At 57.8% G+C, this 10533-nt stretch carries 13 protein-coding genes; 11 read left to right on the top strand and 2 right to left on the bottom strand.

Annotated features, from left to right (window positions below):
• Positions 1-67: 67 nt before the first annotated feature.
• The 8 genes from nifX to NW838_RS07095 all read left to right on the top strand — a co-directional run bounded on the left by nifX (position 68) and on the right by NW838_RS07095 (position 4738).
• Entirely contained in the window at positions 68-487 is a 420-nt protein-coding gene (nifX, locus tag NW838_RS07130; protein ID WP_011430663.1) for a nitrogen fixation protein NifX, read from the top strand.
• Positions 488-489: 2 nt separating this feature from the next.
• On the top strand, positions 490-945 hold the full coding sequence (locus tag NW838_RS07125; protein WP_414355665.1) for a NifX-associated nitrogen fixation protein: 456 nt from the start codon (positions 490-492) through the stop codon (positions 943-945).
• Between the two features lie 66 nt (positions 946-1011).
• On the top strand, positions 1012-1275 hold the full coding sequence (locus NW838_RS07120) for a CCE_0567 family metalloprotein (RefSeq protein ID WP_414355664.1): 264 nt from the start codon (positions 1012-1014) through the stop codon (positions 1273-1275).
• A complete protein-coding gene (gene nifW, locus NW838_RS07115) occupies positions 1272-1637 on the top strand; it encodes a nitrogenase-stabilizing/protective protein NifW (protein ID WP_414355663.1) in 366 nt (121 codons plus the stop codon). The genes NW838_RS07120 and nifW overlap by 4 nt, the downstream gene beginning before the upstream one ends.
• 42 nt (positions 1638-1679) lie before the next feature.
• The gene (locus tag NW838_RS07110) at positions 1680-1979 is read left to right on the top strand and encodes a 2Fe-2S iron-sulfur cluster-binding protein (protein ID WP_099813376.1); all 300 of its coding nucleotides are present in this window, start codon (positions 1680-1682) and stop codon (positions 1977-1979) included.
• Between the two features lie 28 nt (positions 1980-2007).
• Positions 2008-2385, top strand: coding sequence for a ferrous iron transport protein A (locus tag NW838_RS07105; RefSeq protein ID WP_011432067.1), 378 nt, complete (start codon positions 2008-2010; stop codon positions 2383-2385).
• A 99-nt stretch (positions 2386-2484) separates the two neighbouring features.
• Positions 2485-2742: a hypothetical protein gene (locus tag NW838_RS07100; protein WP_011430669.1), complete on the top strand. Its 258-nt coding sequence runs from the start codon at positions 2485-2487 to the stop codon at positions 2740-2742.
• A gap of 343 nt (positions 2743-3085) precedes the next feature.
• Complete coding sequence (locus NW838_RS07095; RefSeq protein ID WP_414355662.1) at positions 3086-4738, top strand: helix-turn-helix domain-containing protein; 1653 nt, start codon at positions 3086-3088, stop codon at positions 4736-4738.
• A 28-nt stretch (positions 4739-4766) separates the two neighbouring features.
• On the opposite strand, the gene NW838_RS07090 is transcribed toward NW838_RS07095, so the two are convergent.
• A complete protein-coding gene (locus tag NW838_RS07090) occupies positions 4767-4976 on the bottom strand; it encodes a TOBE domain-containing protein (RefSeq protein ID WP_414355661.1) in 210 nt (69 codons plus the stop codon).
• Between the two features lie 258 nt (positions 4977-5234).
• Here NW838_RS07090 and modA point away from each other — a divergent pair, with 258 nt between their 5' ends.
• Together modA and modB are read left to right on the top strand one after the other, a co-directional pair.
• Entirely contained in the window at positions 5235-5996 is a 762-nt protein-coding gene (gene modA, locus NW838_RS07085; protein ID WP_414427762.1) for a molybdate ABC transporter substrate-binding protein, read from the top strand.
• Positions 5997-6033: 37 nt separating this feature from the next.
• Entirely contained in the window at positions 6034-7821 is a 1788-nt protein-coding gene (gene modB / locus NW838_RS07080; protein ID WP_414355659.1) for a molybdate ABC transporter permease subunit, read from the top strand.
• Between the two features lie 18 nt (positions 7822-7839).
• Here the strand turns inward: modB and cobJ are convergent, their stop codons facing one another.
• Positions 7840-9738 (bottom strand): precorrin-3B C(17)-methyltransferase, encoded by a 1899-nt coding sequence (gene cobJ / locus NW838_RS07075; protein WP_414373915.1) that lies wholly within the window; start codon positions 9736-9738, stop codon positions 7840-7842.
• Positions 9739-9814: 76 nt separating this feature from the next.
• Here cobJ and NW838_RS07070 point away from each other — a divergent pair, with 76 nt between their 5' ends.
• Positions 9815-10495 (top strand): hypothetical protein, encoded by a 681-nt coding sequence (locus NW838_RS07070; RefSeq protein ID WP_011432060.1) that lies wholly within the window; start codon positions 9815-9817, stop codon positions 10493-10495.
• The last annotated feature ends 38 nt before the right edge of the window (positions 10496-10533 follow it).

Raw genomic sequence — 10533 nt, 5'->3', positions numbered from 1 at the left:
CGAAGGGCAGCCCAAGTGCCCCTAGCTCCCCCAAACCCTCAAGTTCACGTTTCTAAGGAGAACCCTCATGCAAGTGGCCTTTACAACCCGCGACGGCAAGCACGTCAATGCCCACTTTGGCTGGGCCAACCAGATCGACCTCTACGAAGTCACCCCCGAAGGCTACCGCTTCTGCAAAACCCTTACCTTTGGGGGCAACTTGGAGGCAGATGGCAACGAGGACAAGCTGGTGCCCAAGCTGCAGGCTTTGGCCGATGTCACCCTCATCTACGTGGCTGCCATTGGCAGCAGTGCCGCCGCCCGCCTGATCAACCGCCGCATCACCCCCATCAAAGTGCAGTCGGAAGAAGAATCCATCGAGAGCTTGCTGCAGCGCCTGGTATCCACCCTGCACAACCCTCCCCCCTGGCTGCGCAAAGTGCTCTTGGCCGAGCGCGCCCGCAAAGCCGAAGCCCCAAATCCCTCTACTTCCCCTGCGGAGGTTTAGCCATGACGGTTACCCCTCTTTCCCCCTCGACCAGCCCCATCCTGCAGGAGATCGTCCGCCAGCTGCGGGCGGCGGATCCCTACGGCACCTACCGCACCTGGAGGGATGAGTTGCTGCTCAAGCCCTTTGTCGTCACCAAAGCCCAGAAGCGCCAAATATCCCTGGAAGGGGAGGTGGATCCGGCAGTGCGGAGCCGCATCCTCATCTACTACCGCGCCATTGCCGCCCTGATCGAAAAGGAGACGGGCCTCCTGGCTCAGGTGGTGCTGGATCTCAACAGTGAAGGTTTTGGTTGGGTGCTGGTCTTCTCAGGGCGGCTGTTGTTGGTGGTCAACACCCTGCGAGACGCCCATCGCTTCGGTTTCGAGTCTCTCGAACAGCTCAGCGAAAAAGCCACTGCCCTTATCGACAAAGGGATCCAACTGGCCCGAACCTACCCTGAGGTGGGCCGACTGTAGCCGCTTGTCTCCGTCCCGGCAGCCATTTTTTCTTCTTTTTCTTCAGTAATTAGGAGTGCCTTGCCCATGTTGAATGAGAGTGACGTTGAGAATGTTGTGAACGGCCTGGATTTCGAGCCCTTTAAACACCTCTCTGCCGACCAGCTCCGCACCGAGATCAAACGACTAAACAGCAAAGCAGGCCAACTGAAAATGGATCTGCACGATCTGGCCGAGGGGCTACCCGACGGGTTCGAGCGACTCCCCGACTTGGCAGCCCGCACCTATGCCCTGTTTGCCCGGCTGCACACCCTCAGACAACGCTTGAAAACCCTGGAGACCTGCCGATGAGTTGGAACCACAACCGCCGTTGGAAAGACTTCCAAGCCCTAGTCAATGCCGAGGATTATTTCGCTTTTTTCGAGCTCCCCTACGATCCGCGGGTGGTCAACGTGAATCGCCTGCATATCTTACGCAAATTCGCTCAGTATCTAGGCCCTCTGGAGTGTTTCCAGGGCAGCGAAGAAGAGCGATTGGAGCAAGCTCGGCAAGCGCTGGAAAAAGCGTACCAAACCTTTCTCACCTCTACTCCGCAGCAGGAGAAGCTATTCCGAGTCTTTCAAGACTACGGTTGTCCAGATGCTGTCGGCGGCTGTGCCGGCTGCAGCTCTTTGGGAGAGCGGGGCGAATGCAGCCCTGGGATCCCTGCCTAAGCTCCCTTGTTTACCCCTCGTCAACTCTCTGGAGATCTCATCATGGCTACCTACACAGTTCACTTGGTTAACCCAAAACGACGGCTCGACACCTATATCTCAGTAGATGAAGATTCGACCATCCTAGAAGCGGCTGAGGATCAAGATGTGGATTTGCCCTCTTCCTGCCGCTCCGGTAGTTGTTCCTCTTGCGTGGCCAAAGTGGTAGAGGGAGAAGTCGATCAATCGGAGCAAACCTTTCTGGATGAGGAGCAAATAGCCAAAGGATTTGTGCTGCTCTGCGTGGCTAAACCTCGCTCCAATTGTACGATTCGCACTCACCAGGAAGCTTACTTGGTTTGATAGATCGCTGCTTCCAAGCTGCTCGCAAATGGACTCGGGCAAGGCTCAAATGGCCTCTTCTAAGATTAGGGATCCCTATATGTTGGCACCGCCCACCGTCCCTAAGATCTCAATAACCATATCTCCTCTCCAACTCATGAAGGTTGGAGAAGAAGGTCGCATCTACCAACTGCGCGGATCCGAAGCTGCTTGCGCCCAATTGCAGCAAATGGGTCTCACTCCAGGTACCTATCTCCAGGTTATCCAACGTCACCCTGAGTGGATCCTACTCCTACCCAGTGGCCAACTTTCCCTTCCTGCTCATTTAGCTAAACCCATCTGGGTTTACATGGATCCCCGTTGCGCCTTGATGTCTACCCAAGAACCGAATAAGAAAACAATCTTAAATTTGCCAAGAGCCTTCTAAAATGTAGTCTATTTACCCAATTTTTAACCTGTAATGAGGGACACTCAAAGTAAGGGAAGCTCATCTCTTCATAACCTATCTTGATTTGGGAGCAAAGCCATGAACACCTGTTTGTTGCACCTGGGCTCCATCCTTAAAGCTGCTGAAGAGCTTAGCCTTGTGGAAAAGCCTTTCCCCAAGTTGCAACACATCCAACTCTGCACAGGACTAAGCCCAGAGGAAATCGTGCGGGCGCTGGAGCTAGAACCCAATCCCTTGGGTTGGCATCTGGAGCCAAGCCACAACCTGGCCGATGAATCGGCGTATTGGGTGGGCGGACGACCTTGTGTCGGCTTGGTTATTGAGCGTTTTGCCTGACACTTGCTGCAGTTCGGATCCCTAAAAGGCTCTCAAGGGGGGAGGAGTAGCCTGCAAAGCCATCTCAAAAGTTCACTGCAAACATTAGAAGTTAAGAGAAAACAAAGCTTTCCAGAAGGTTCACCCTAGACCAAATCTCCCTGGCCTGCCGGGGATCTTTTGAGGTATCGTTCAATCCAGTTCACGAATTGAGCTTAGGAAACAGACCTTAAACTAAGGTCTCTCGCCGGGCTGCCACGGCTTTGCGAGGAAGGTCTCCATGGCCGGGTTTAGGGTTTTGCAGATGCGATAGCAGGCGTGAACAAAGGAGAGCTACAGGGAAACGCTATGGAGTTCGAGGGCTATGGCTTATCAAATCTCAGGGGATTGTATCGGTTGCCACGCTTGCGTAGATAGCTGTCCTACGAAAGCTATTGTTGTTCAGGATGGGGAATACTGGATTAATCCTCTGTTGTGCAATGACTGCGAAGGTTTCTTCCCAGAACCTCAGTGCGTTAGCCTGTGTCCCGGTTCTGCCCCGCAGCCTTATGAAGCCATGAAGGGGCGCAACCGCACGGTCACGGCCCGCATTCGCAGCAGTCCACCTCTATTTTTGAACGGCCATAGCCAGGCTTTTGCTTCGTCAATTGTGGTCTGGGAAGCTTGCAATTTCCTATCTCAATTTCAATCTCTCAATCTGCAAAAGCAGGGAGATAACCAGGTTTGCTATCAGAAATCTGTTGGCCACAACCAGGGATCTCTGACCCTAACTCTATGTTTGGACGGGATCCCACAAAGTGCTCCGATCGATGTGCGAACTGCCTGTTTGCATCTTATTTTTGCTGCCTATGCCGCCGGGTTGGATAGCCCCTGGAAGGAATCCTTTGTTTTCACCGACTCACAATTGGAGTCCTATTTGGGCTGGGATAAACGTAAAGATCTGAGCAAGATGACCCGTCTCCACCTGTTCATGACCTGGATAGAGCAGCTCTGTCGGATTCAAGTCTCCATCGATTGGCCGGATCAGGGGCGGGTGAAGGGGTTTTCGGTACCGGCTGGCCCTCTGTGGAGGCTGCTCAAGATGCATCGCCACTTTCAAAAAGATGAGCAGGGCTGCAACCATCTGGTGGGCCTGACTTGGGCGATTCAGCCCGGCGAATGGACACGGTACTTTCTCAATCGACAAGGGTGCCGCCAGGGGCAAGCCTTTTATCAGTACAGCAGCCTGCCCCTATCCCTGCTGCAGGCCGTGATGAGCCATTGGCAACACCATGAAGGAGCCATGCGCCTGCTGCTGTGGCTGTTGTTCAAAGTGAGGATGGGGCGGCAACAGCGTCTGACGGTGCCCACCCTGATGCGAGTGGCCTACGGGGAAGAGCGACTGCAGGAAGCTTATCTCAATCTCCAAGAACGCAAACGGCTGGTGCGCACCTTTGAAAGCGATCTGGAGGTTCTCAACCACTACGGCCTCAAGCCGGAGTTCGATCCCCTCACCTATCCTTCTTCCATTCAACCCCTGTGGGCTCGCCTGGAAGCTGTGCCCGAGGATGCGGACGAGGCATTGAACTTTTGGATTGAAGATGCCAACAACGGTGGCTTGCTGACGGCTGCCGGGCCGCGGGGCAAGTGGGGACTCTTGATGCAGGCTCGCATTCAACGATTTCATCTGCCCTCCGACTGGCATCGTCGAGTAGTTCAAGAAGCCAGATCCCCAACCCGAGAATCGGGATCCCGGCGGCAGCGTAGGGCAAAGTCTGCGCCTGCTGCAACAGCCTCTGATCTCCCTTGCCATCCCGAAGACCCAAAAGATTTTTCCTCAGGCAAGGCTTTGCGTGGGGCAGATATCTCAGCGGCACGCCAGCAAAAGGGAATCAGCCAGCGGGAATTGGCCCAGAGGCTGGGGCGCAGCCAGAGCTGGGTGCGGGATGTAGAGAATGGGCGGCTTCAGATCAGCCTAAACGATCGCCAGCGCCTTATCAAAGCCCTGTATTTGGATCCCAGGCAACAGCAAGTCTAGGCCAGTCACTCAATTTGCTAATCCACCACTAATCCACGGCGATGACCACATCTGAGGCTTTAATGGCAGCATACGCTTCTTTTCCAACTGCTATACCCAACCGTTCGGCAGAGTGCTTAGAAATAATGGCTGTTATTTCTATACCCGGTGCAACTTCCAGAATAATTTCGGCATTGACCATGCCCACCTGGACACTTTTTACAGTTCCTTTAAACAAGTTGCGAGTGCTGATTTGCATGATTTCTCCTTTGTTGAACACTTAAAGCAACAGGGGTGTTGACCAAACTGAACAAGAAGGGATCTCGGCAGATGGCCATTCAACATTGGTTTCAATACTATCAGATGCTTATCGTTGCCTCTGGGGAGGAAGGGCTGCCGATAGTCTAGGTGTGTATCTACAGATACAAATTACAACCCAATTCCGACAGTCAAAAGCACCGAACCATTGGCGGATTTTCCTGTTCTGAGAGTTGTCACGGGTCAAAGAAGAATGGCTATGAAACGAAGAACTGCAATGTTATTCCTAGGGATCCTGGCCGCCCTGGCTTTGAGGTGGGGGTCGGCTCCCGGCTTGGCACAATCTCAGCCCATTTTGGTGGGGGCTGCGGTGAGCTTGCAACCGGCTTTAACGGAAATCGACCGGTTGTTCACCGCCCGCTATCCCGACATCAAGGTTGAGTACAACTTCGCCAATTCCGGCTCTCTCCAGCAACAGGTGGAGCAGGGGGCGCCTCTGGACGTGGTATTTTTCGCAGCCGCCTCTTTTATGGACGCCCTTGCCCAGCAAAACCTGCTGGTGGCAGGATCCCGGCGAGATCTTCTCAGCAACCGCATGGCTTTAATTGTGCCTGCCAATGCCAGAACCAAGGTTCAGGATTTTGCCGACTTGGTGGCGGAAGAGATCCGGGTTTTGTCGATTGGAGATTTGCAGGCCATGCCCGCCGGACGCTATGCCCAGGAAATTCTCACCGAGGCGGGGGTGTTTGAGACGCTGCGGCCCAAGATGGTGTTTGCCAGCACGGTGCGGGAAATCTTAACGGCGGTAGAACAGGGCAATGCTGACGCTGGGATCCTGTTTACCTCGGATGCTCAGCTTTCAAATCGGGTGCGAGTAGTGGCTACGGCGGATCCCATTACGCCAATTATCTACCCGGTGGCCTTGGTGCGCGATACTCCCGCCGGACGGTCTTACTTGGAGTTTTTAACCTCAGAAGAAGCAGCAGAGGTGTTTGTGAAGTACGGCTTTATCCGCCTGTGAGGGATCCCTCTGCAATGGCGCGGATGAGTTACTCCAAATGAGCGACTACGACCTATCCCCGCTTTGGATCTCCCTACGGATTGCCGGCTTGGCCACGGGCATCACCTTTGGGGTGGGGACGCTGGCGGCTTACGGGATGTTGCACTACCGAGGTCGCTGGCGCTCTCTCATCGAGGCCCTCTTGTTGGCGCCGCTGGTGTTGCCGCCCACCATGGTGGGCTTCCTGTTGCTGCTGCTGTTTGGCCGGCGAACCCTTCTGGGACAACTTTTGGCCTCGCTGAACTTGTCGGTCATCTTCACCTGGTATGCCGGGGTGATCACGGCAGCGGTGGTGGCCCTGCCCCTGATGTACCGCACGGCCCTGGGAGCTTTCCAGCAGATCGACCCGACGCTGGTGGCGGCAGCCCGCACCCTGGGAGCAAGTAGGGCCAAGATTTTTACGCGGGTGCTGATCCCACTGGCCTTGCCGGGGATCCTAGCGGGGGTTACCCTCAGTTTTGCTCGCGCTCTGGGGGAGTTTGGCGCCACCTTGATGCTGGCAGGCAACATCCCAGGCCGCACGCAAACCCTGTCCATGGCCATCTTCTTTGCCGTTCAGGCGGGGGACATGCGGGGGGCAGCCATTAGCTCGGCCTTGGTCTTGATGTTGTCCTTGGGGGTGATGACGGCAGTTAACCTTTGGTTTCAGCGACAGCCTCTGCAGCAGCTTCCCCCTCGCCCCCTGCGGGTTCTGGCCAGAAGGGATCCGGATTTCTCAACTCCGGCCCCCCGCCTCTGGGTGGACATTGACAAGAAGCTGCCCCAATTTGAGCTGCAGGCGCAACTGAGCTGCGACGGGCGGCCATTAGGACTGCTGGGGGCCTCTGGATCCGGCAAAAGCCTACTTTTGCGCTGCATTGCCGGGATCGAAACCCCGGATGGTGGGCGCATTTTGCTCAACGAGCGGGCGTTGTTTGACGCCGAACAGGGGATCCGGCTGCCTCCGGCTCAGCGGCGGGTAGGGGTGATCTTCCAGAACTACGCTCTGTTTCCCCATCTCACCGTCGCCCAGAACATCGCTTTTGGGATCCCTGCGGGCTTGAGCGAAGCGGAAAAACAAGAGCGGATCCAGGCCCAGCTGCGGTTGGTCAAGCTGAAAGGCTGGGAAAACCGCTACCCCACCGAGCTCTCTGGAGGACAGCAGCAGCGGGTGGCCCTGGCGCGAGCCTTGGCTTCTGAGCCGGAGATCTTGCTGCTGGATGAGCCTTTTTCTGCTTTGGATGCCCACCTGCGCAGCCAACTGGAGCAGGAGATGGGGGAAATCCTAGCGGGCTACAAGGGAGTCACGCTTTTGGTAACCCACAACATTGAGGAAGCCTTCCGCCTCTGCGGGGATCTGGCTGTAATGGAGCAGGGGCGAATCATTGCCCAGGGGGACAAGCGTCAGCTATTTGAGGCTCCCCCCTGCCTTAGTGTGGCGCAACTGACGGGTTGCAAAAACATCTCGCGGGCCAAGCTCCTGGGCCCTCAACGGGTGCTGGCCTTGGATTGGGGCTGTGAGCTGCAGGTACAGGGATCCCCAGCGGGAGAATACATCGCCATCCGCGCCCACCACCTCACCTTCCGGCCCGACGGGAAGCTGCCCAACACGTTTCCGGCTTGGCTGGTGAAGTGGAGCGAGACCCCCCACCGGCTGACCCTCTTCTTTAGGCTGGGCGGTCCTCCTGCCCACAGCCAGGACTACCACCTGCAAGCCGAGGTGTGGCGGGAGCGCTGGCGAGAGGTGGAAGGTTGGGGATCCCCGTGGTGGCTGCAGTTGGATCCCCGGCATCTGATGGTGTTTTGAGTCTGGGCTTAACACCCGTCAAGTGGGTTCTTCGCCCAGGCAATAGCCCCGCGGGGTAATCAGCCGGTCTCCATGGCGAAAGGTCTGAGAGTTGCCGATAAAGACCAGGGTGAGCATGTCCACCTCCTCTGGATCCAGCTCCCCCAGGGTGGTAAGGCGGAGAGTTTCGCCAGGGCGGTAGAGGTTGCGGGCCAAAGCCACGGGGGTATGGGCGGGTCGGGCCTGCAGAAAGATCTGTAGAGCCTTGAAGAAGGGATCCACCCGCTGCCGGGAGCGGGGGTTGTAAAGGGCCACCACAAAATCGGCAGCTGCAGCCGCCTGCAGGCGTTTTTCGATCACCGGCCAAGGGGTAAGCAAATCCGAGAGGGAAATGGCGCAGAAGTCGTGCATCAGCGGAGCCCCCAGCCGGGCAGCAGCCGCCTGGAAGGCAGAGATCCCCGGCAGCACCTCCAGAGAAGGGCGGATCCCATCCCAGCCAGAGCGGACCAAGCACTCCAACACTAGCCCCGCCATGCCGTAAATGCCCGCATCCCCCGAAGAAATCACCGCCACCTTCAGCCCCTGCTGCGCCCAAGCGATGGCCTGTTTGGCCCGCTGCAGCTCTTGGGTAATGGGAGAGGCCTCCCGGATTTGGCCGGGGTGCAAAAGGGGATCCACCAGATCCAGATAAAGCTGGTAGCCAACAACCACATCGGCCTGAGTTAAAGCCATACGGGCAGCCAAAGTCAATTGACCCAGATCCCCAGGACCAGTGCCGATGAGCCAGAGGTGGCCGCTGCGAGGGGAATACTCCTGCGCCGCGCGGGCAATGGCCAGGGTGCAGGCCCCTTCGGTTTCTGACGTGAAGACCTGCTTGGGGCAGAGAAGAGTTGCCTTCCCCTCCGCAACGCAAGAGGGCCTCTCAAAAGCTCGGTCACCTCTTCCCCAGATCTGAGCCGCCAAAAGAGCAGCCGCCTCGGCTACGGAGGGAGTGCCCACCGCCTGCCGAACGGCCTCCGAAGGGTGGGGAACCGGGATCCCAGCCAAAGCCTCTGCCGGGAAAAACTCAATGGGCCAGCCATAGGCTTGGGCCAGCTCCAGAAGACCTGGCTCGTTTTGCTTCAGCTCCAAGGTGGCCAAGCCGGCAATGGCCTCGAACGCCAGCCCATGGGCCTGCAGCAGGCGGCGCAGGGATCCCTCTAGCCAAGCGCGGGTGGTGCCCCGCTCGCAGCCCACCCCCACCCACAGCACCCGCGGATGCCAGTGCACTGTCGGGATCCCCGTGGGAGGGGAGAGGTATTCCCCAATCCAGATCTGGGCAACGGGATGGGGAGGAGAGGAGGCCACTAGGGGATGATCTGCCGGCCAAGCTTGTCGCCAAAGCCGCGTGCCGCAGGTCTGGTGAACGGCCACCGGCTCTCCCCGCGTCAAGGCGGCTGCCACCCCGTTCCAATCTCCAGCGCCCCGCCGCCAGCCGTAGGGATCCCCCAGCAAATCCAAAGGCGGGATCCCCAGCCCCTCGGAAGCAGAGGTGAGAACCGGCTGGGCTCCCAAGGTAGCGGCCACCTGCCGCGCCAGGGCATCGGCCCCCCCCACATGTCCCCCGCACAGGCTAATAGCCCAGCGACCGGCTTCGTCCACCACCACCACCGCTGGATCCCGCTGCTTGTCCTGCAAGAGGGGGGCAATGAGCCGCACCACCGACCCTGCGGCCAAGATGAAGAGACAGCCCTGCACCTGGGGCCAGGTTTGGGCAACGGCTTCTGCTAGGGAGCCTGGCGCTGTGGGATCCTTGGGATCCCCGTAAGCCTGCCAGGGGGAGGGCAGCCCCTGCGGGTCAGCTTTGCTCCAGCAGCTCACCTCCTTGCCCAAGAGCGGGATCAGAGAGTTGGCCAACCGGCGGGCGCGCGGGCTGGGGGCAAACAGAGCAAGCTTCATCGAGCGTGGGCCAAGGCCAGGATTCTCCCCGGATCCTATACTGGACATAGAGCCACCCGCGAAGGGAAAAGTGCCGATGGTCATCCCACCTGGACTGATGCTGCCCCTAATCCCCCTGGAGGTTTTGCTCTCCACGAAGGGGCTGATGTTTTTGCTGCTATCGGCCTATGGGGGGGCCATGTGGACATTCTTAAGCGGCGCTCCCCGCGTCCACACCATCATCGTGCCGGACTTGGAGCAGGCCAGAGGGTTTTACGAGAAGGTGTTGAAACTGCCGGAAGCGGAGCTGCCCCTGCAGTACTACTACGGCTACGAGCAGAGCATGGTCGGCTACAGCCTAGGATCCGCTTACTTTCCAGGGGATATTGGCCTCAGTCCCCGCTTCGATGCCAAAGCCCGTCCCACCTCTGGGCCCACCCAATTGGATACCCCCGGACTTTGGTACCAACTCTCCGACAATGTTCAATTGCACGTGATCCCTGGCTCTACAGATCCCTATGCGGGGTCCGGTTCCTACGGCAACGCCTCTAGGCCTAGCTCCTCATCTGCTTCTGCTTACGGGACTGTACCGGCAGCGGGCCGCAGCAGCGGCGTTCGCTATCGCCATGTCAGCTATGAGCGGGAGTCCCTTAAGGCCCTTCTGAAGCGAATCAACAAACAAGGGATCCGCAACAGCATTCGCTCCGAGAAGCCCTTCGTCTTTTGGGTGCGGGATCACCAGGGTCAGATTATCGAATTTGCCGAACTGAAAGGCTGACGGGATCCCCTAAGATTGGTAAAGGAAAGCAAAAAGTC

The organism is Synechococcus sp. R55.2 (assembly GCF_047462075.1).
In the GTDB taxonomy this organism is placed as follows: Bacteria; Cyanobacteriota; Cyanobacteriia; order Thermostichales; family Thermostichaceae; genus Thermostichus.
This window is presented reverse-complemented; position numbering and strand designations above follow the sequence as displayed.